General features: G+C 38.1%; 15 protein-coding genes and 1 tRNA gene. 6 read left to right on the forward strand and 10 right to left on the reverse strand.

Annotated features, from left to right (window positions below):
• A complete protein-coding gene (gene pckA / locus AC4IF5_RS17910) occupies positions 1 to 1,614 on the reverse strand; it encodes a phosphoenolpyruvate carboxykinase (ATP) (protein WP_490736918.1) in 1,614 nt (537 codons plus the stop codon).
• Between the two features lie 129 nt (positions 1,615 to 1,743).
• On the opposite strand from pckA, the gene AC4IF5_RS17915 reads away from it, so the two are divergent.
• Positions 1,744 to 2,427 carry a Crp/Fnr family transcriptional regulator gene (locus AC4IF5_RS17915; protein WP_490736920.1) on the forward strand — a complete coding sequence of 228 codons (684 nt, stop codon included), beginning with the start codon at positions 1,744 to 1,746 and terminating at the stop codon, positions 2,425 to 2,427.
• A gap of 47 nt (positions 2,428 to 2,474) precedes the next feature.
• On the opposite strand, the gene AC4IF5_RS17920 is transcribed toward AC4IF5_RS17915, so the two are convergent.
• On the reverse strand, positions 2,475 to 3,257 hold the full coding sequence (locus AC4IF5_RS17920) for a YoaK family protein (RefSeq protein WP_490736922.1): 783 nt from the start codon (positions 3,255 to 3,257) through the stop codon (positions 2,475 to 2,477).
• Between the two features lie 258 nt (positions 3,258 to 3,515).
• Here AC4IF5_RS17920 and AC4IF5_RS17925 point away from each other — a divergent pair, with 258 nt between their 5' ends.
• The gene (locus AC4IF5_RS17925) at positions 3,516 to 4,196 is read left to right on the forward strand and encodes a Crp/Fnr family transcriptional regulator (RefSeq protein ID WP_490736924.1); all 681 of its coding nucleotides are present in this window, start codon (positions 3,516 to 3,518) and stop codon (positions 4,194 to 4,196) included.
• A gap of 257 nt (positions 4,197 to 4,453) precedes the next feature.
• Here the strand turns inward: AC4IF5_RS17925 and AC4IF5_RS17930 are convergent, their stop codons facing one another.
• The 5 genes from AC4IF5_RS17930 to AC4IF5_RS17950 form a co-directional block, all read right to left on the reverse strand.
• Positions 4,454 to 6,568, reverse strand: coding sequence for a catalase (locus AC4IF5_RS17930; protein ID WP_490736925.1), 2,115 nt, complete (start codon positions 6,566 to 6,568; stop codon positions 4,454 to 4,456).
• A 256-nt stretch (positions 6,569 to 6,824) separates the two neighbouring features.
• A tRNA-Arg gene (locus tag AC4IF5_RS17935) sits at positions 6,825 to 6,896 on the reverse strand.
• A gap of 72 nt (positions 6,897 to 6,968) precedes the next feature.
• Positions 6,969 to 8,735, reverse strand: a complete 1,767-nt coding sequence (locus AC4IF5_RS17940; RefSeq protein WP_490736927.1) for a TonB-dependent receptor — start codon at positions 8,733 to 8,735, stop codon at positions 6,969 to 6,971.
• Positions 8,736 to 8,769: 34 nt separating this feature from the next.
• Positions 8,770 to 9,261 (reverse strand): hypothetical protein, encoded by a 492-nt coding sequence (locus AC4IF5_RS17945; protein ID WP_490736929.1) that lies wholly within the window; start codon positions 9,259 to 9,261, stop codon positions 8,770 to 8,772.
• A 3-nt stretch (positions 9,262 to 9,264) separates the two neighbouring features.
• Positions 9,265 to 12,228: a tetratricopeptide repeat protein gene (locus tag AC4IF5_RS17950; RefSeq protein WP_490736931.1), complete on the reverse strand. Its 2,964-nt coding sequence runs from the start codon at positions 12,226 to 12,228 to the stop codon at positions 9,265 to 9,267.
• 243 nt (positions 12,229 to 12,471) lie between these two features.
• Here AC4IF5_RS17950 and AC4IF5_RS17955 point away from each other — a divergent pair, with 243 nt between their 5' ends.
• The 3 genes from AC4IF5_RS17955 (at position 12,472) to AC4IF5_RS17965 (ending at position 17,004) form a co-directional block, all read left to right on the forward strand.
• Complete coding sequence (locus tag AC4IF5_RS17955) at positions 12,472 to 14,712, forward strand: CocE/NonD family hydrolase (protein WP_490736933.1); 2,241 nt, start codon at positions 12,472 to 12,474, stop codon at positions 14,710 to 14,712.
• A gap of 104 nt (positions 14,713 to 14,816) precedes the next feature.
• A complete protein-coding gene (locus AC4IF5_RS17960; protein WP_490736935.1) occupies positions 14,817 to 16,499 on the forward strand; it encodes an APC family permease in 1,683 nt (560 codons plus the stop codon).
• A 169-nt stretch (positions 16,500 to 16,668) separates the two neighbouring features.
• A complete protein-coding gene (locus tag AC4IF5_RS17965) occupies positions 16,669 to 17,004 on the forward strand; it encodes an Mpo1-like protein (protein ID WP_490736937.1) in 336 nt (111 codons plus the stop codon).
• Positions 17,005 to 17,153: 149 nt separating this feature from the next.
• Here the strand turns inward: AC4IF5_RS17965 and AC4IF5_RS17970 are convergent, their stop codons facing one another.
• The 3 genes from AC4IF5_RS17970 to AC4IF5_RS17980 all read right to left on the reverse strand — a co-directional run bounded on the left by AC4IF5_RS17970 (position 17,154) and on the right by AC4IF5_RS17980 (position 20,560).
• Positions 17,154 to 17,615, reverse strand: coding sequence for a lipocalin-like domain-containing protein (locus AC4IF5_RS17970; protein WP_490736938.1), 462 nt, complete (start codon positions 17,613 to 17,615; stop codon positions 17,154 to 17,156).
• On the reverse strand, positions 17,612 to 18,418 hold the full coding sequence (locus AC4IF5_RS17975) for a hypothetical protein (RefSeq protein WP_490736940.1): 807 nt from the start codon (positions 18,416 to 18,418) through the stop codon (positions 17,612 to 17,614). Before AC4IF5_RS17975 ends, AC4IF5_RS17970 begins: the two co-directional genes overlap by 4 nt.
• A gap of 120 nt (positions 18,419 to 18,538) precedes the next feature.
• Positions 18,539 to 20,560 carry a hypothetical protein gene (locus tag AC4IF5_RS17980; protein ID WP_490736942.1) on the reverse strand — a complete coding sequence of 674 codons (2,022 nt, stop codon included), beginning with the start codon at positions 20,558 to 20,560 and terminating at the stop codon, positions 18,539 to 18,541.
• 152 nt (positions 20,561 to 20,712) lie between these two features.
• Here AC4IF5_RS17980 and AC4IF5_RS17985 point away from each other — a divergent pair, with 152 nt between their 5' ends.
• Complete coding sequence (locus tag AC4IF5_RS17985; protein WP_490736943.1) at positions 20,713 to 21,327, forward strand: DUF4377 domain-containing protein; 615 nt, start codon at positions 20,713 to 20,715, stop codon at positions 21,325 to 21,327.
• Positions 21,328 to 21,397: the final 70 nt, after the last annotated feature.

The following is a 21,397-nucleotide window of genomic DNA, read 5'->3' on the forward strand; positions in this document are numbered from 1 at the left end:
CTATTTTTCTTTATTTTGATTGATTGAGTTTTGAAGGACAGGGCCGCCTTCCATAATTTCTTTCCCGGCAAAAGATTCAAATTCTTTAAAATTTTCGGCAAACTGAGTGGCAAGATTCAAAGCTTTTTCATCATATTCAGACGGGTCAGCCCAGGTATTTTTCGGATTCAGGATCTCTGAAGGGACACCTTCACATTCTGCCGGCATCTGAAGGCCAAAAGCAGCGTCACTAATAAAATCTACATCCTTTAGCTTGTTTTCTAATACTGCAGAAATCATTGCCCTGGTATAAGACAGCTTTATACGCTCTCCTGCTCCGTAAGCCCCTCCGGACCAGCCCGTATTGACCAGCCATACATTGACTTTATTTTCTTTCAGCTTTTTCCCCAGAAGCTCAGCATATTTTGTGGGATGAAGAGGGAGAAAAGGTTTTCCGAAGCATGCTGAGAATGTTGTCTGAGGTTCGGTAATTCCGGCTTCAGTCCCGGCAACTTTTGCCGTATATCCTGAGATAAAATGATACATCGCCTGACCTGCTGTCAATTTTGAGATGGGAGGCAATACGCCAAAGGCATCACAGGTTAAAAAGAAAATATTATCAGGAGTCCCCCCTACAGAAGGATGAACCGCGTTATCAATAAATTCGATCGGGTAAGCAGCCCTGGTATTTTCCGTAACGGAAGTATCATCATAATTGACAATATCTGTTCCGTCAAAAAAACGCACATTTTCGAGCAATGTACCGGAACGTATTGCAGAAAAAATCTGAGGTTCCTTCTCCTGGCTCAGATTGACACATTTTGCATAGCATCCACCTTCGAAATTGAAAACACTATCGTCATCCCAGCCATGTTCATCATCTCCTATTAATTTTCTGGAAGGATCCGCGGAAAGTGTGGTTTTCCCCGTTCCTGAAAGTCCAAAAAACACCGCAGTATCACCATCTTCTCCAATATTAGCCGAACAGTGCATAGAAAGCACATTTTTCCCGTGTGGCAAAATATAATTCAATACCGTGAAAATGCCTTTTTTAATTTCACCTGTATAGGCACTTCCTCCTATAAGAATAATCTTCTTCGTAAAGTTGATGATTGTAAAATTATGCTGGCGTGTCTTATCGGTTTCCGGAACTGCTTTAAAACCTGGCGCTGTAAGAATAAGCCATTCATGCTGAAATGCTTCAAGCTCCTTTTCATCCGGTCTTAAAAATAAGTTACCGGCAAATAAGCTCTGCCATGGATTTTCTGTAATAACCCTGATATTCAGACGATATTCAGGTTTTGCACAGGCATATACATCTTTTACATAAATATCTTTTTCTGATAAATGAGCGGCAACACGGTCATATAACCGGTCAAAATCTTCGGGCGAAAAAGGATGATTGACCTCTCCCCACCAGATAGAATTTTCAGTATTCTCATCCAAGACGATATATTTATCTTTAGGCGAACGTCCCGTAAATTCGCCGGTATCACAAGCCAATGCCCCTGACTGAGTGATAATACCCTGTCCGTTTCTTAAGGTCTGTGATATTAACTGAGGCTGTGATAAATTCCAGAAAACTTCTTTAGCCGGCAGAATTCCGATATCTCTTAAATGTTCTAAATGATCCATGACAAAATCAATATTTTATTTTCAACAAAATTAGATCCTTTATGAGTAAATTCCGATGATCTATCTCTTTCTAAAATTTGATTTAAGTCAAGTTTACCTGGAATAAAATAACTTAATTTTGTAAAGGTTATGATCTCAAAGTTTATTTTCGATAATCAGTATATTTTTGATGAGCTTCCCCTGTATGACAAGGAGATGCTCACAGCAGCAATGCAGCATAAGAAATACCGGAAAAACGAGGCGATCTTCACTGATGGAACAATACCTACGGGAATTTTTTATTTAAAAGAGGGTAAAGTCAAAAAATATAAGGTAGATAATGATGGCAGAGAGCAGATCATCTACATTTATAATACTGGAGAGTTTTTTGGTTATTCGGCAATTCTCAGTAATGAATCATACGGAGATACCACACAAGCCATTGAAAATTCCGTCATTGCCTTTATATCCAAAGAGGATTTTTTGAGTATTCTGGATCAGTCGGTTGTATTCTCCAGATTGCTTTTAAAAAGTCTGAGCCATGAGTTTAGCGTAATGGCCAATCTGATGACTGTTTTATCACAACGTACCGTAAGGGAGCGCGTCGCACTCAGCCTCCTGATCCTACATCAGAAATATAAATTGAATCCCAATGAAGATAATATATATATCGCTCTGTCCAGAACAGATCTTGCCAATATGGTAGGAACAGCCAATGAAACACTGGCACGTATCCTTCACGATTTCAGGCAGGAAAATCTCATTTTGATGGACGGACGAAAAATAGAGCTTATTGATCTTAAAGAATTGACCCGTATTGCCAACCTCCATTAGTATTTCATCATTGACAAAAATAATTTTAAAAGGAATACCCTTGTAATTTATCTTAGTTTTCTTCTCAGTACATAATAATGATAGAGGATGCTGTCATATCTTATGATGAAAAAAAGTATTCCGGCTGTAAACAGCAAGGCTTTTAAATAAAACATTTTATATAAAAAACCACCTATTATACATCCTGAAAAAAAGCACATTATAATTACGATTTTCAAAACGATATTCTTCTTAAGCTGCCGGTTTCCGGGTTCTTTTCTATGAAAAAATAATTTTGACAACTCTATTCCCAAATCGGTAAACAATCCGGTAAGGTGTGTAGTCCTCACAACAGATTGCGACACTCTTGTCACTAAAGAATTCTGAGATCCCATTATAAAAAGTAAGGAACAGGCAATGGCATATTGCGTCATGGTAACTCCAAATTGTTCAAAAGCAGTGAGCCCTATAAAGCCTAATATAAGCGTCTCTATTATTAAGGGGATAAGATGAGGCCGTACTTTTTTATATCTCAATGAAAGTTCCACCATGAAGCTTGAGCAGAAAGCTCCTATTAAAAAACATGCGATAAACAACAAATAAATAATTGCAGTATAATAATTTTTAAGAAAGATCTCTTCTGAAAAAAAAGCAAAATGCCCTGTTATATTTGTAGTAAGTATTTTAACTGATAACACTCCCACAATATTAACGACACCCGCAACAAACGAAAGCGCTGAGGCAAGCTCTAAATTATGAAAGTAAGTTCTGCTTTTACCTTTGTGTCTGAACATATCTGTTTTATAAGCTCCTATAATCCTAATAATATCTGCTGAAAGATCATATGACATTAATTAATGATTCTGTTTCAATTTTATCATTCCTAAAGGACATCCTGTTTTTTGGTGAAAAACAGAACTATTGATACCTTAATTCAGAATAAACTATGATTAAAAAGATATCTTGGGGAGTTTCTTGCCTCTTCATAAAATCAATTTCATTAATTTTACAAAATTAAGGTGTTTAATAAAAAAACATAATGATATAAATCCTCTTAAAATGTGATTTAAGTTACAAACCAAGCACCTGCCATTTACAACAATACAGCTATGATTTCAAAATTCATTTTCAATAATCAATACCTCTTTGATGAGCTTCCGGAATATGATAAAAATTTACTTTTGGGCGCTATGAAGAGTAAAAATTATCGTAAAAATGAAACTATATTTACCAACAGGACAAAGCCCAACGGTATCTATTATCTCAATGAAGGCAAGGTCAAAAAGTACAAAGTTGATAATGATGGCAGAGAGCAGATCATTTATATCTACAGCTCCGGAGAGTTTTTTGGGTACTCGGCCATTTTGAGTAATGAGCCTTATGGAGACACCACATTAGCCCTTGAAGATTCTCTTATTTCATTTATTTCGAAAGAAGACTTCCTTGATATCCTTGATCAGTCACCTGTATTTTCAAGACTTTTATTAAAATCTCTAAGCCATGAATTCAGTGTAATGGCCAATCTTATTGCAGTCCTATCATACCGTACCGTCAGAGAACGTGCGGCTCTGAGCTTATTAATACTCCACAATAAATACAAGTCAAACGATACCAAAGAGGTATTTATAACCTTATCCCGGGTAGACCTTGCCAATATGGTAGGAACGGCAAGAGAGACCTTAGCCCGCATCCTTCACGATTTTAAGCAGGAGAAACTCATTCAGCTTGAAGGAAGAAAAATCAACCTGATCAATTTTGAGCAACTCGCCCATATTGCCAATTTTTACTAAAATACTTATACAAAACCATTCCGGATAGCCTATCCCGATATCATAGATTGAAAATATAGGACTTCTAAAATCCGGATCTATTTTCAAAAACAAAAAAGAGAAAATGCAATTATTTAATTGTTAATAATTTACAAATTCTCTTTTTATTAAAAAGTGATTGAAGAAGTATAGTTTTCGGACATTTTTATAGGGGCAAATCATTATATCGATTCTATTCCCTAAAATAATGCCAGAGAAACAGAGCTATTTTATTATTCTTATGAAGGAACTTTTCTTGATTTCTCTCTTTCCCAGATACGGTGCTCTTTCATAATCCCGATAAAGTCTTCAGCTAAATGGTCTGTACTTTCAAAAATAACGCCCTTATCTTTATCAACAAAAGACCTTTTGGATAATTCTTCCGCCCCTTTGGCAAATGCCAGTGCTTTACAGTGGCGATACCCTTCATTGATAAACTGCAGGTAATCGGCATTATCTTTAAGAGCCTTTACAGAATCTCCCCCGGGGGTATAAAATGCATCATAACATACGGAAGCTTCCGTCAGATAGGAATGCTGAATATCGACTTCTCCACCCTCTTTAAATTTTATCTTACCCACATGAGGAGCAATCAAAACAGCTTCTGCCCCTTCTTTTTCAAGTGCCGTTTTCATCTTATCTACGGAAGCTTTGCTCACTCCATCATCAATTAAAAATGCCACCTTTCTGGTTTTGATATTCCCTTTTCCCTCTCTTACCTTCATACTCAGGGCTGATGATTTTTCTACTTCAGGTTTATTAGGTTTAATCGGATATTTCGGATGGTTTTGACGGGCAAATTTCAGCGTTAACGGATCAAGCTCTTTTGAAGCGGCCAATCCCAGATTATTTCCAACATTTTTTGCCAGTTTTTTATCGATCTGATTCAGTATTGCCAATTCGCGCTTGCGTATGTTAACATCATTTACCTTAGAAAGCTCAAAACTCAATGCATTGATTATATGTTCCTGCTCCTCCGGACTTTGTGAATTGAAAAATAATCTGGCCTGAGTAAAATGATCTGCAAAAGAATCGGAACGGGCTCTTACTTTAGGACCATCCACAGGCTGCTTATGTGACTGAAATCCAACCTCTCCTTTCAGCATTGCATGGTAAGGGCATCCCTCAGCTTTACTATTCGGAAAATAACTTACCGCACCTTTCAGGATGTCTATCCTGCCAAAGCCATCTTTCTGATTATTGTGCTTACCATTTACCGGACGATTAATAGGCAGTTCGTGAAAATTAGGGCCTCCTAAACGGTAATTCTGAGTATCCATATATGAAAAAACTCTTCCCTGCAGAAGAGGGTCATCAGAAACATCTATACCCGGAACCAGCCTTCCGGGATCAAAAGCTACCTGTTCGGTTTCAGCAAAGAAATTCTCAGGATTACGGTTGAGTGTCATTGTTCCGATAATTTGTACCGGGACCAACTCTTCAGGAACAATTTTAGTAGGGTCAAGAATATCGAATGAATATTTCATTTCATCTTCTTCAGGGATCAGTTGAACCCCCAAATCCCATTGTGGAAAATCACCGTTTTCAATGGCTTCCCACAAATCTTTTCGATGGAAATCCGAGTTAAAGCCTGAAATTTTCTGAGCTTCATTCCATGCTACAGAATGCACTCCCAGTCTTGGTTTCCAATGAAATTTCACAAACGTTGCCTTGCCCTGGTCATTAACAAATTTAAATGTATGCACCCCAAACCCTTCCATCATTCTTAAGCTTCTGGGGATTGCTCTATCTGACATCACCCACATGGTCATATGGGCAGCTTCCGGCATGAGTGAAATAAAATCCCAGAATGTATCATGCGCTGATGCTGCCTGCGGCATTTCATTATTCGGTTCCGGTTTTACTGCATGAACCAAATCCGGAAAGTTCATTGCATCCTGAATAAAAAACACCGGTATATTATTACCTACAAGGTCATAGTTGCCCTCAGCCGTATAAAACTTGACCGAGAATCCCCTGACGTCTCTGGCCAAGTCGGTAGATCCCTTAAATCCTGCTACCGTAGAAAATCTTGTGAATACAGGAGTAACCGTACCCTTTTGCAAAAATGCAGCGGTCGTATATTGTGAGAGGTCAGCAGTAGCTTCAAAAATACCGTGAGCTCCAGATCCTCGTGCATGAACTACCCTTTCAGGAATACGTTCACGATCAAAATGCATTAGCTTATCAAAATAAATATGGTCCTGCTGTAAAGACGGTCCTCTTTCTCCGGCTTTAAGTGTATTGTTATTGTCAAACACCGGCACGCCGTCGTTGGTAGTCATTACTCTTTTGTCATTGTCAATCAGCTGCTGATCAATCTGAGTCGCTTTTTCGTTCTTTACCTTTTTCATACCAATAATTTTTGTGGGTTATAATATTTGAAGAAATTTCACACTTCTTTGACTAAATATACAATATTTCAAGAATAGAATATCAATCATTAATTTATTTTAACATAACATAACCTGAGTCTGGGGTAAGAAAAACGAAGGATAAGAGATTTGAAGCTGGAAGAGAACACCATTACTAAATCCTGCGCTTTACAATATCTTACTCAGACACAAAAAAAGACGAACGAGGCATTCAAAAATGCCTCGTTCGTCTGAGTGACCGCAGAAGGATTCGAACCCTCACTGTCGGAGCCGAAATCCGAAGTTCTATCCATTAAACTATGCAGCCTGTTGGTAGCAGATCGCAGGGCTTAAGTAATAAGGAGCTTGGCCTTTTTTACTGCTATCCTACACTCTACCTCTAGAAAGTAATCTTCACACCTCCCAAAATCTGAGCACCCAGGACCTTATATCCTTTGTACGTCTGATACTTTGAGCTCAGAAGATTATTTCCGAGTGCAAAAATACTGAAATTTTTGTGAATTTTATACTCTGCGGAAAGATTTAAATCAGCATAACCGCCAACTTTATCGTTTGTCTTCTCTGTGGACAGGAAAACCATATCCGGATTCGCTACTCCTTCGATCGTATAAGAGTTTGTCGTTCTGTCACTTGCAAAGATTCCTTTGAATCCCAACAGTAATTTTTTATCAAGCATGGTATATTTTGCTCCAATGCTTGCATTCAGTAGAGGAACGTTGTAAATATTGTCGTAATTCTTCAAATTGTACTTGGTAAATCTTAATTCCCCGTCAATCATTAAATTTTCCAGCGGGAAATACTGCACGCTTCCTTTGATATCACTTACGTTTCCATCGTCATATACTGCAGAGAAAGTATTGGCAAAGTTGTAGGCAGAACGGTTGAGTGTATACACATCATCAAAAAGACTGTTGCCCTTAAAGAACATAATATCTTTCATTTTACCGAAACCTGCAGAGAAGTCATATTTCAATGTTTCATCGATGTCCCCTCTCAAACCTACATAAAAATGATATTTGGTCTCTGTTGGCTTTAAAAGCTGGTCAGAAAGAATGAACGGATTAGTCTGCAGCATATCTCCGTAAGTATTTAGCTTAAGACCTCCGTCTACCCCACCATAGAATTTAAATTCTTTAGCAGCAGCAAACTGAAATTCAGCCTGCGGGAACCAGTAGGTCTTATTATTTTTTTCCTGAGCAAGATAATCGTTTGAATTTTTAGCATTCAGGAAAGAAAATGAAGAACCTAACATCAAATAGGATTCTCCTTTTCTGAACGTCACTTTCGGAGTCAGACTGGTATTGAAGAAATTCGCAGAATTTTTATCTCTGATTGCGAAATCTGTTTTTACCGCATCCAATCCTACTCCCAGATCAGCATTCAGATTAATTCCTGACTTCCCAAGCTCAACAGCATGTTTGGAGAAATTGGCCAAAATGGAAACCTGATTTTCCTGAGCATCAAAATGATCTTTAAGGAATGATGACTTCACCCTCACATCATTTAAAATTTCATTGGAATAAAAATCATAATATCCGTTTACCTTAAACTGGTTCACCTTCTGTTTCAGATCAACATCAGCCGAAGGTTCCATGGCATAGATCCCGTAATAGTTGTAATTATTCAATCCATATTCAGCATTAATATTGAACTTCCCTTTTTCTCCATAAGAATTGAGGAAAGCTCCAAATGCGGCCGAAGTCTGCTTTGAATTCCAGTCATAATCTTTTTTAAGACCGTTCGTAGAAAGCACATGGACATCCCCTCCTACTTCAAACTTATTTTCAAGAGTCTTGGAGATATTTCCGTCAAGCAGGATCTTCCCATAGTTCCCCATTCCGAACTGTACATAATTATTCTGGGCTGTTCCGTCAAATTTCGGAGCAACGTCCTCTCCCTGGATGGTTGAAGTTTTGAAGTCTGAAACCGCAGGAACATCCGTGATGGTATATCTCACGGGGTTCTGGGATTTCTCTTCAGGCGGATAGTTCTTAATGGTTTCTACGGAAGTTTTCTTCTTCTCGATCTTCTTCACTTCCGGCTCTCTTTTTTTGTTAAGAACCAGTTTTTCCTCCTTGATCTGGGAAAACGCAAACTGCGAAACCCCTAAAAATAATATGGATAATAATTGAATTTTCTTGTTCATATTTTCTTTATTTGAAAAAAATATATAACGGGTTTTATTGATTAGAAGCAATATAACTACCTAATAAAGCTTTTCCCGACTGTTTTGAAAAAGTTCTCCCAAGTCTGAATATATTAAACAGCCAAAGGCTTTGATAAACTTGTAATTTGTATTGATAATTTTTCGTTGTCCTGTTCTCAGCTACATCATAACTGTAAGAAATATCATACGGAAATCCTGAAGGCAGTAATCCGACTGTAATCATACTTCCAATCATAGGGTTTCCACAAGGAGGAGTAAAGGTCTTCATCGGATGCAGGGTAATCTTGGCTGCATTAGTGCTGTCTTCTACAATTTCATAAATATCAGAATGTTTTAAAATTTTAAATTCTTTCTCAAGATCCTTATTCACTACAAAAGCTTTTTGTTTCTTGAAATCAGCTTTTGCATGGTTATACTCTTTTGGATAGGCACTGTACGAAGGAATGCAACTCGAGAGAGAAATAGAAATTAAAAAAACATATATGGAAATTTTAAATACCTTCATGTATTATTTCTTAATCTGTTTTTTAACTTCTTTAGCTTCTGCAACGATTTCAGGGAAATCCTTATAATTGGCAATGATCTGATCGCATGTATAACTTGCCTGATAATTATCTTTCAGGCCGATATAGTTTTTCGCCATCAATACCAATGCTTTTGCACCCCAGTATTCTTCTGAAGCATAATTATTGGCCAGTTTGAAGATCGTCTCATTCGAAGATTTGAATGCCTTTCCTTTATTCTGATAATACGCTTTTGCATATAATGCTTCTGCGGCTACAGATGTATTGGATGATTTTTCAAGAGAAGTATACGCCGTTTGCGCATCTTTATCTTTTCCTGAGTTCATCAGGCTTCTTGCTTTGATCACTTTTGCAGTTTCAATTACCGCAGCCGAGTTTTTAGAATTCGCAATTACTGCATTCGCCAGTTTTTCAGCTTCAGAGAAGTTTTTCTCATCCGCATACAGCTTCATCAGCTCAACATTCGCATAGTTTTTAATGCTGATGTCTGAAGAATTTCTAATTCCTTCAAGGTACTTCTTCGCTTCAGCCGTATTCCCCTGTGCAATAAAGATCTGAGCCAAACGGGTCTGCGCATCATCCTGGTAGTCATTCTGAATACCTGCCACCTCCTGTAGAACAAGCAATGCTTTCGTTGAATTATTGGTTTGATAATAGCTTTCTCCCAATTCATATTTTGCCTGATACAGACCTTCTCCTGTAGGATTCTGTGTCAGATATTTTTCGTAATAGGAAATCGCATTTTTATAGTCTTTCTTCGCAAAATACTGTTTCCCGGTAGATAAGTTGATCTCATCGATTTCTGAAGCATCAACGTTCACTCCGATGTTTCTTGCAAAGCTTTCATATCCTGAAACATCTCCGTTTTTCGTGAAAACAGGTTTTGCAGCCTGAACGATCTTTTGGGCATATGCCGTATTCTTATACTGTTCACCAAGAGATTTCAGTTCAGAGAGCGCTTTATCATTCTGGTTCTGGTCTATATAATTCTGTGCTCTGTAGATAGAAGCATTAGCCACCAGATCTTTATCGGAAGAGCCTTTGATCACTTTTCCAAAATAATCATTGGAATTGGCAAAATCATCCTGAGCGGCATAGGCCGTTCCTATTTCATATTGAGCATCATCGTAATATTCAGAATCAGGATATTTGGATAAAAGATTTTTTAAGCTGTTGATCTTTGCCTGGGTATCTCCTTTAAATCCTAAAGCCATTGCTTTCTGGTAAAGGGTATAATCCGTAGCATCCTCATTTTTATCATAAATAGCGATCGCTTCATTCAGATCATTGTTTGCATAATGGATATCTGCAAGACGGAGTTCCGCATCATTTTTAAATTCCGGTTTCGGATTCGTCAGATACTGTTTGAAATAAGTAGCAGCCTGGTCAAATTTCTTGGATTTAAAATAAGCATATCCTAAATCATAAGGCTGCTGCTGCTTTTCAGGGAAGCTTTCGTTAAGAAGTTTTTCATAGCGGGCAATCGCAGAAGGATAATTCCCTTTCTGGTAATACACCTGTGCCAGCCAGTATAAAGCTCTGCTGTTAAACTCCTTATTGATATTGAATCCGAGGCTTCTTAAAAAGTATTTCTCAGCTTCATCGTAATTTCCTTTGTTGAACTCTTCAGTTCCCAATAAATAAGAAACTTCCTGATCCACTTTATTGATATCAGGAGTAGAGCTCTGTAATCTGTCGATTGCATTCAGGGTTTCTTTGTAGTTCCCTGAGTACAGATATGACTTTACCAATAATGATCTCATTTCTGAGGCATTCGCCGCATTCTGATTCTCATTGATATAACTTTGGATAACTGCAGACGGGCTTTCAAACGGGTTACCGATATCATAACTTAACTTAGCGTATTGCTCATGAGCCAGTTTTTTTACTTTCGCATCATAATCCATCTGATAAGAAGAACGGAAAGCAGAAAGCGCTTCCTGCTTTTTATCTACCGCCAGATAAGCATTTCCCAATTGATAGTATGCATTCTGTGCCAAAGCCGAGTTGCTGTTAAGAAGCTGATTGTAATAGGAAACCGCTTCATCATATTTTTTCAGCTGAGCGGCAACAAATCCCATTTCATAAAGATCATTTTCCGAAGGATTCTGCTGTACATTCAGATAATCTTTTAAATGTGGATAGGCAGAAGTATAGTCATTCTTCATGAAATAACTTTCCCCGATGATCTTATGAACCTCCGCTTTATAAGAGTCGGAAATATTCTCATTCAGTAAAGTATTCCCTTCGGAAATCGCCTGGTCATAGTTCTTATCATTATAGTACATCTGTACATAATAAGGACGAACCAGCTTTGAGAATTTATCCTGATCTTTTACAGAGTCAAAATACTGGAAAGCCTTATCATTTTGTCTGTTGCTGTAATACAGATGTCCCAGCATATAGGCAATATCTCCTTTTTGAGACTGATCAGCGGTTTTATAAGCTTCTTCCAGCGCATCCGTTGCTCCTTTTGAGTCTCCGGTCATAAATTTGGCATATCCAAGCTTCAGAATATACTGTGTATTTTCTTCTTTTGACAGCTGATACTGGTTTACTTTTTTCAAAGTCTCCAAGGCCTTATCAAAATCTTTTTTAGCCAGATAATAATCCGCCAACGGTAGATTCGCCTGAGCAAAGTAAGCAGAATTCGGATACTCTTTCATGAAAGCCGTCAAACCTTCCTCAGCGTGATTTTTCTGAAGGATAACACCAATCACATTATCAAAAAACTGCGCCGCCTCCTTTTTCGAACGGGACAAATTCTGGTTATAGAAATATTGTCTTGCATATTCGTATTGGGAGGCGTTGTATATCTTGGTCTGGTAAAGATTTTCAGCTAGATTGAATCTGTAATTTTCTTTCTGGGTAAAATATTGGGACTGCTGAGCCTCGGAGATTCCGAAATAGATCACTGCAGCCGCTAAAAGTATTTTTTTTGATTTCATTCTTCTCGATATAAGAAAATTAGTCTAAATAAGTTAACGAAAATATTAAAAACTTATTGTTTAAGCAAGTTTTAACAGATTTAATACATAAATTATAAATCCGACAACAATGAAAACATTTCACTATCATATGATAAAATTTCTTACTTTAGTCTGATAAAATGTAAACAATTTCAGCATACAGTTATCAAAAACATATTTTGCACTGATACCTTTTCAACAGCAGCTAAAAACATACCATAAATGAAAATTAAGATACTTTTAGCATTAATTTTTGTAAACCTGATGCAGGCTCAGAAATTTTATTTTCCACAAACAGCTGTTACAGACTCGCTTATTCTGGAAAAACAGATGCCGGATCTGGCCTTACAGCTGATCCCACGTCTTCAATCGAAGAAATACAAACCCCAAAACAATGTAGACCTTTCCGACGCTCTTTTCCGTTTACAGATCGTTGCACAGGACTATAAAAAATCGATTCTTACCCTGGCTGATCACCGTAAGCAATTCGCAGATCATAATATGGCGGGATACAGATTCCTGGGCTACGAACTGTACAGCATGGCAAAACTGGCTGAAATGAAAAACAGGATTTCTTTTTCCAATGCCCTTCAGGCCGCATTTACCCAAAAGTACGAAAGTCTTCCTGAGAAGCTGATTCCAAGAATCGGACTGGCTGTTGACGGAGATGTAAACGAATCCAGGGGGCTTCTGAAGAAAGCATTGGAAAAGCAAAAAGGAAAAGACAGTATAGATTACAGATCAGCGCTCGCTTTATGCAAAAGTTATTTAAACTATAAAACCTATTCCGGCATCAAACCTCAGATCATGCAGCTGCTGGCATCAAAAGATCAGGAAAAGTTTATTATTGAAACGAAAGATCTTAAAACAAAGAACGGAAATACGCTGACCATCACTATTATCCGAAAAAAGGAAAACCCTTCTCCACTTCCGGTTATTCTTACCAGTAATATCTATGCCGGGCCATTTGATGATTTCTTCGGAAAAAGAGCGGCCGTCTATAATTATGTGGGGGCAGTGGTCAATACCAGAGGCAAAAGGAACAGTAATGATGAGAACAATCCTTTCGAGCATGAATCGCAGGATATCTACGAAGTTATAGACTGGGTCAGCAAACAGCCCTGGAGCAATGGGAAAGTAGGAATGATAGGCGGAAGCTATCTGGGTTTCAGCCAATGGGCAGCCGTAAAAAGACTGCATCCGGCCTTAAAAACGATTGTGCCTCAGGTTTCTGTAGGAATCGGAATTGATTACCCTGCTCAGAATAATGTTTTCATGAGCTATATGCTCCGGTGGATCCAATATGTCACCAATAATAAATTTACCGATGAAGCAGACTTTGGCAATGCCGTAAAATGGGATTCCATTAATACAAAATGGTATAACAGCGGGAAATCATTCAGATCGCTGGATATGATCAGCGGCAAACCAAGCAAAATTTTTCAACGTTGGCTGGATCACCCAGGATATGACCAGTATTGGCAGAAAATGGTTCCTTACAAAGAGGAATTCTCCAACATCAATATTCCGGTCTTAACCACCACCGGATATTATGATGACGATCAGATTGGAGCGCTATACTATTATAAAGAACACAACAAATACAATAAAAATGCTGAGCACTACCTGGTAATGGGGCCATACAACCACGGAGGAGCACAAAGCTTCGGGTTTACCTACGTCAATGGTAATCCGATAGATCCTGCTGCCAGGATAAGTATCGATGACCTGGCTTTTTCATGGTTCGATTATATTCTCAAAAATGGAAAAAAGCCGGAAATACTGAAAGATAAGGTCAATTTTCAGGTCATGAATACCAATACCTGGAAGCACGTTCCTACTCTCGATCAAATGCACAACTCTACCCTCAGATTCTACCTGCAGGATCGTAAAAACAGTTCATCAGTTTTTGATAAACCGGCCAATAAAAGCTTTACCAAACAAACGGTTGACTTCAGGGATAGAGATAAAAAAGATACTTATTATGCCGTTAGTAAGAAAGACAGCATAAAAACTACCAATTCAATTTATTTTGAGAGTGAAGCACTGGATAAAGACCTGATCATCAGCGGAAATTTTACAGGAGCATTTGACGTTTCCATCAATAAAAAAGATTTTGACACGAATACGTATCTGTATCAGGTACAGCCGGATGGCAAAGCCTTTTTATTATCCGCTCATATCGCAAGAGCCAGCTATGCTAAAAACAATGCATTACGAACACTACTTGAGCCGGGTAAAGAGGAGCAGGTTCCTATCAAGAATTCTATAGTGATCAGCAAGAAAATAGAAAAAGGAAGCAGGCTGGTATTAGTGGCAGGTGTGAATAAAAATCCCAACTGGCAGATTAATTACGGCACCGGCAAAGATGTAAGTGATGAAACGATAGAAGATTCCGGAGCACCTCTGGAAATAAAATGGTATAATGACAGCTATGTGGAAATACCTGTTTATAAAGACTAAAGCCTTTTGCCTGAGCATTTTTACTTAAATGTTGTTAATGACTGTTAACATCAAAATAAAAAATCATTACATTTGCTTTTTTTCAAATCAAATATAGTTATTGAATGAGTCAACTTTTTAGAAGAAAAATCTATTCAGATACAGATACTTCAACGGGACTTTTAAGAGTCTTAGGCGTGTGGGACATCGTGTTTTTTGGTATTGCGGCTATTATTGGAGCTGGAAGCTTCAGCAGTTTGGGAGAGGCCGTTTTCAGAGGTGGTCCCGGTGTTATCCTTCTATATTTGATTTGCGGCTTCGCCTGCGGATTTACGGCTTTATGCTATGCTGAATTTGCCAGCCGGATCCCTACAGCAGGTTCTGCCTATACATATGCCTATGCCAGCTTTGGTGAGCTGATCGCCTGGATCATCGGATGGGCGCTGATCATGGAATATTCCTTTGGAAACATTTATGTAGCCTTCTCCTGGTCAGATTATTTCACCAGCTTCCTGGGACGTCTCGGCATGCATATCCCGGATTATCTCACCTGCAGCTACACAGAAGCCAGAAAAGCTGTCCAATACGGCTCAGAAAATAAAGAATTGTTAAATGCATGGAAGACCGCTCCACTCATCGGAAGTCTGAAGTTCATTGTAGACATACCGGCTTTGGTGATCAATGGTTTAATTACGTGGCTTTGCTATATAGGGGTAAAAGAAAGTAAAAACTTCAACAACTCTCTGGTCATTTTAAAACTGGGTGTGATCGTACTGGTAATCCTTGTAGGCTGCGCTTATGTAAGTGTTGATAACTGGACTCCGGTAAGCCCTACAACAGGAGTTCCATCCTTTATGCCTAATGGTTTTGCAGGAGTAATGAGCGCTGTTTCAGGGGTATTCTTTGCCTATATCGGCTTTGATGCCTTAAGTGTATTGTCGGAAGAAACAAAAGATCCGCAAAAGACATTACCAAAAGGGATGATCATCTCTCTGGTTTTATGTACAGTAATTTATATAGCCCTTACACTGGTTTTAACAGGTATGGTGGATTATAAAAAATTTGACGGTGTAGGAGATCCTCTTTCATTCATTTTTGAGAAGACCAATGCTAATGTGGCCTGGATGGAACTGATCGTTTCCTTTGTGGCTATTGTCGCCATTACTACTGTGTTATTGGTTTTCCAGATGGGACAGCCCAGAATCTGGTATGCGATGAGCCGTGACGGATTGATGCCTCAGAGGTTCCAAAAGATACATCCAAAATACAAAACACCTTCTTATGCAACGGTCATTACGGGAGTCGTGGTAGGAATTCCTATTTTGTTCACAGATAAAACATTTATCCTGGATTTTACCAGTATCGGAACGATCTTCGCCTTTGTACTGGTATGTGCGGGAGTACTTCTCCTTCCGGCCAAAGAAAAAATAAAAGGCAGATTCCACCTTCCTTATGTGAACGGTAAGATCATTTTCCCTGTTATTTTCATTGGCGGATTAATTGTATTCTATTACTTGCAGCCGGATTTCTTCCATAATCTGATGGATTGGGCCGATCCTAAAGAAGGTGAATTCAGAGCTTCAATCTTCTTTTTTATCCTGATCAACCTGATCATGTGTATTGTGACTTTTGTGAAGAACCTTTCCCTAATTCCGCTGATCGGTTTAAGCTCATGTCTATACCTGCTTACCGGAATGAGCCATGAAAACTGGTTCTGGTTCGGAATGTGGTTCCTGATCGGTATGGTGATCTATTTCTGCTACGGATACAAAAACAGTAAACTTGGAAAAGAGCTAAAGAAGAGCTAAACAGAATAGTTAGCAGCAAAACTGTGGAAAGGCAAAATGGCAAAAAGGCTAATCTGAAAAGAAGCTGATTTGCGATTTTGCCTTTTCGCTTTTTAACCTTTTTATTTTCCATCATAAAATCGGCAGAATTATTGCTGTAACTTCAATAGAATCAATACACTAAACTGCCATGTCTGAAAGAATAAAAACATACAGGGAATTTTATCAGTTTTATCTTACTGAGCACCGTAAAACTGGGACACGCATCTTTCATTTTATCGGAACCCTGCTCGTATTTGTCGTTATCGGATACGTCATCAGTTCAGGAAAAGAAAGGTTTCTCTGGTATATTCCGATTGTGGGATATGGTTTTGCATGGTTCAGCCATGCCGTTATTGAAAGGAACAAACCTGCTACCTTTAAGTATCCTTTATGGTCTTTAATTTCAGATTTCAGGCTGTTCTTTGAATTGCTGACCGGTAAGCAGAAGTTCAGAGAAACCAGTAATGAACCCCAAAATCAATAATAATACATTTCAGGACTTACGGCAGGAAGCAATATTGTTTAGCCTCTATTATTGAGATTAATTCACCCTGCTCGCAATGAAAAAGGAAATAAATAGTATAGAAAAAATCACAGATAAATCAGCGTAACGTTATTCATGGTTTCATCTCTTTAATATTGTTTTTCCAGAATACTGTAATGAACAGTATTCATTACTTTTTCAGCTAAGACATCTCCTTCTATCTTAACCCGCTCAGGAATATAACTTGAAAACGTCATGGTTTTATCATGATTGAAGGTTACCACTACTTCCTCAAGAATATTTTTATCATCCACATAAAACTGTATCCTGTTGTCTACAATACGCCAAAAGGAAAGCCTCGGCTCAGACGGAATACAATCTCCCACACTTCCTTCTATATAATTATAGACTGCAAAGCCATCTTCCCGTATAGCATAATTTCTCATTAAGCGACAGTTATCAAAATCCTTGATCACTTTCTTTTTATTTTCGTAAAACCCTGATTCTTTAAGCTTCCAGAATCCGGTAACCTCTTCTTTCTTCAGTTTCTGAGCACTTATAAAAGAAGAAAAAACTAAAAGCCCGGTAAAGGAAAACAGCACCCGCATCATTTCTTTTTTCTTTTTCTGTTAGTATTATGACCAGGGGAATTTTCTTTATCCATATCCTCACCTATATCAATAAGTCCTTTAGAAAGCATAGAAGCGGTGTCTCCATGCTTCTCCCCTTCCGACCATGTCTCAAAAGCTTTATCCCGAAGTCCTAAAACATAATAATAGGAACCAAGGACATTATATCCTGACATTTCACCAAGGCTCACTATTCTTTCGGAAAGTTGAATCAGCTCCGGATGGGGCTTCAGTTTTTTTTCTTTAATTTTTTCGGGATCACCCAGAAGGCCGGGCGTATATTTCATCATTTTTATCCCAAAAGTATTAAGACAGGCTTTAGCCAGTCCCTGATTGCAAAAATCTTCATTGATCGTAAGAAGATCATCCGAAAACAAAGCATCCAGCGCAGACCTGTTTTTTGTCCTGTCATAAAAAGCCGCCAACAAAGCCGCTTTTTTCTGAGCTTCTTCAGGATTTTTCCTGTTGTTAACGACCAAGCTGTCTTTTTTCCTGACCCAAACACCTTTTTTCACCCAGTCGGAAATACCTATTAATTTGTCTTTTCTGATCTTGAAAATAAAGATGCTCTTATCCGGAAAAACTATAAGGCTGTCATTTCTTGTGAAATAGTCACCATCAGACATTCCTCCTGCCATTTTTCCATTTCCGTCAAAACCAAATCCTTTATAAAAGGTTTCATCTCCCTGTTCTTCATAATATCCCTGAAGCGCATTGTCTGCCTTTTGGGCCAGCACTCCACCTGTTATAAAAAAGACAGCCATCAATACCAATAATTTTCTCATCAGCTATAATTCTTTTCTTTATTTTTTGCTGAAGAACCGGTTCTTCAGCAAAAATTTGTTTACAGCGGGCGGCTTTGCCGCCCGCTGTAAACAAAAATCTTAAACTTTCAATCTTGAATTCTATTTAAATCTTTTTTTAAAGCTAAACTTAAGTCTGTTCATCAATCCCGGCTCTATAATATCAATCCCTAATCCGAAATTACTGTCAGCTACTGTATGATGATCTGTCCTGAATTTTTCAAACTCGCTTTGCGGGATCTCAATATTGATCAAAGGATTATATTCTATATATACGCTGGCTCCGTTTTTAGTCACTTTTTTACGGCTTGTATAGTCAAAATACGGATTTTTGATCGTGCTTTCCTGAACGGTATATTTTTCTTCAGTGTCTATTTTCTGATCTGTATACAGGTTGATCTCATATTTTTCACTGTCGAAATTATGCCAGAAAGGGAGATCTTTATGCATAAAATCTCTGGCACTGCCCTTCACAACATTTCTGTCAAAGTACATCAGGAAGCGGTTATTTTGCGGATCTACATAATAGGGATTGTCAACCGTTGCTGTATATTGAATCTTAACTTCATTCAATTTTTTATCATCACTTACCACATCAATGGCGGCATCCTTGAAGATATTTCTGATATCAGTCCCATTCCTGTCACTGGAATAATTAAGACCATAAAAAAGGAAATTGTTCCAGCTGTCGATAATTTCTCTTTTATTGGTCGTTTTAAAGTATCTCCTCATTGCATTGGCCCGGTTTCCTTTATAGGTAGTAGCAAGGTTAAGCTTTCCTGTATTTCCCTGAACATTAAAATCGATCTTTTCATCTAAACAGTAATAGGGAAACTTATAGGGGTTTCTTATCTGCAATTCCTGATCTTTTTTCACTTCCAGATAATGCATAAAATACATAAAGCCCCTGTTTTCGATCAATCCGAACTCATCCCGGATCGTAGCATCAATGAAATATTCTTCCCCTTTATACTTCACTTTTACCACTACATGATTGAAGCTTAGCAGAGACGGCAGATAATATTTAATATAATAATCCGTATTGAAATTTACCAGAACGACAGAGGCTTCTACGCCAATATAATCAAGAATCACTTTTAATAAAACTGACTTTGCTTTGCAGTCACCCTGTTTATTTTCATAGGTAACTGAAGGTTCCTGCGGCTTGTGTCCGTTCATCTCATCAGCATTGAAAATATAGTACACATGATTCTGAACATATTCTATGGCAAACTGAAGCTTTTCATCCGGATCGCTGATGGCATCCAGCTTTTCAATAAGATTAGGAGCAAAATCCTGTAAGGAGGATTTATTGAAAATTTCATCGTAAATAGGTGAGATATAATTGGAAAGTTCTTTCCAGTCAGCATCCGTAGCAAAATCTATATAGGGAAAGATCTCCCGTCCGGAATCTACAGGATTAATGTAGTTCTGCCCTTCAAACACAAACTGCTCACCTTTCTTTAAATAATTAATTTCAGGTTCAAGAACATTCCCCTGCTCATCTCTGAAAAATGTTTTTTTATAGGCAATAGTTTGCTCGCGTTCATTAATAAATGTGAATTTAAAGCTTCCGTAAGCCCAATAGCTATCCGGACTCACCCATACGTATTTGGAGAATTCTCTTCTGAGAAAATCACGATCTGTAAATACCTTAACCCTGGTGTCTTCAAGAATCAGCACATCATATAATCTGAGATCCCTGATGGTAATATTGATCTTTTTATTACTGCTCAAAACTCCGCCGCTGCTTTGGCTTTCGCTGTCCAGCACTTTTATTTTCGTATCCGGAATCTTATCGATCAGCACGCCGTCTCTCAGAACACTGATCCTGTGGATCTGATAGACTTCATTTTCTTCCACAATAATATCAGAAACAGAAGCCCTTTCCAGGTTTCCGGGCTCATTCAGCGTATAGGCCATGCAGGCATATTCACTGTTCTCCGTATTGCTTGTGTAATACTTTTTATCTAGAAAATAGCAGTAGTCTCTGCCTTCATCAGTTTGTTTTCTGGCAAATTCGGAGTCTTTGATTCGGTCTGTAATTTCCTGATCTCCAATATGACCCGCCCACATTTCAGGTTTTTGAATCCTGTAGTTTTCAACTTGAATTTGATTATCCATATGTATTATTAAGAATTATGTGTTTTGATTATGTTTATTAGGAAACTCAAAATAAGTGATTAAAAAGCTAAAAAACAATAGCAGAAGTACGACAAATTCTTGAAATGGCAGTTCGGCATGGTAATTGCGAAGTATGGTTCAAAATCAAGTTTATGAAAATGATAGCAACAATTCTAAGAGGGACAGCTCCCGCATTAGCATTATTCGCAATGACGCAGTGTACAACTACTTCCGGGGTATCCGCTGCTGATGAAAAAACATTCATCGTAGGACCACAAACCGCAGACTGTACAGGAGTAGCTCCTATGAAATGTCTGCAGGTAAAGGAAACAGCTTCAGGAGACTGGACTAATTTCTACACAAATATCGAAGGATTCACGTATGAACCCGGTTATGAATATGTATTAAAAGTAAAAACAGAAAAAATCCCTAATCCGCCAGCTGACGGTTCTTCTATAAAATATACTTTGGTAAAACAGGTGTCTAAAACGAAAAAAGAAACTGCTGCTGCCCATGAAAAAACACTTATTATCGGCGCACAGACTGTAGACTGCACAGCAGGAGCCGGACGTATGAAGTGTATGCAGGTAAAAGAGCAGGCTTCTGAAAACTGGAGTAACTTCTACAGCCACATCGAAGGATTCACTTACGAACCCGGATATGAATATGTTTTGAAAGTAAAAACAGAAAAAATCGCCAATCCACCGGCAGATGCATCTTCAATAAAATATACCCTGGTCGAACAGGTTTCTAAAACTAAGAAATAATAAAAAGCTTCCGGATTTCGGAAGCTTTTTATTTGTCAGTATCTGAAGGAATCTATGATAATTCTTACAT

This window comes from Chryseobacterium sp. UF-290, from assembly GCF_058245615.1.

Bases quoted from the DNA above. Each gene is read 5' to 3' on its own strand.
- AC4IF5_RS17950 (WP_490736931.1), bottom strand. From the start codon at position 12,228: ATGAAATCAAAAAAAATACTTTTAGCGGCTGCAGTGATCTATTTCGGA.
- AC4IF5_RS17970 (WP_490736938.1), bottom strand. From the start codon at position 17,615: ATGATGCGGGTGCTGTTTTCCTTTACCGGGCTTTTAGTTTTTTCTTCT.
- AC4IF5_RS17925 (WP_490736924.1), top strand. From the start codon at position 3,516: ATGATTTCAAAATTCATTTTCAATAATCAATACCTCTTTGATGAGCTT.
- AC4IF5_RS17915 (WP_490736920.1), top strand. From the start codon at position 1,744: ATGATCTCAAAGTTTATTTTCGATAATCAGTATATTTTTGATGAGCTT.
- AC4IF5_RS17980 (WP_490736942.1), bottom strand. From the start codon at position 20,560: ATGGATAATCAAATTCAAGTTGAAAACTACAGGATTCAAAAACCTGAA.
- AC4IF5_RS17920 (WP_490736922.1), bottom strand. From the start codon at position 3,257: ATGTCATATGATCTTTCAGCAGATATTATTAGGATTATAGGAGCTTAT.
- AC4IF5_RS17985 (WP_490736943.1), top strand. From the start codon at position 20,713: ATGAAAATGATAGCAACAATTCTAAGAGGGACAGCTCCCGCATTAGCA.
- pckA (WP_490736918.1), bottom strand. From the start codon at position 1,614: ATGGATCATTTAGAACATTTAAGAGATATCGGAATTCTGCCGGCTAAA.
- AC4IF5_RS17945 (WP_490736929.1), bottom strand. From the start codon at position 9,261: ATGAAGGTATTTAAAATTTCCATATATGTTTTTTTAATTTCTATTTCT.
- AC4IF5_RS17965 (WP_490736937.1), top strand. From the start codon at position 16,669: ATGTCTGAAAGAATAAAAACATACAGGGAATTTTATCAGTTTTATCTT.
- AC4IF5_RS17955 (WP_490736933.1), top strand. From the start codon at position 12,472: ATGAAAATTAAGATACTTTTAGCATTAATTTTTGTAAACCTGATGCAG.
- AC4IF5_RS17960 (WP_490736935.1), top strand. From the start codon at position 14,817: ATGAGTCAACTTTTTAGAAGAAAAATCTATTCAGATACAGATACTTCA.
- AC4IF5_RS17975 (WP_490736940.1), bottom strand. From the start codon at position 18,418: ATGAGAAAATTATTGGTATTGATGGCTGTCTTTTTTATAACAGGTGGA.
- AC4IF5_RS17930 (WP_490736925.1), bottom strand. From the start codon at position 6,568: ATGAAAAAGGTAAAGAACGAAAAAGCGACTCAGATTGATCAGCAGCTG.
- AC4IF5_RS17940 (WP_490736927.1), bottom strand. From the start codon at position 8,735: ATGAACAAGAAAATTCAATTATTATCCATATTATTTTTAGGGGTTTCG.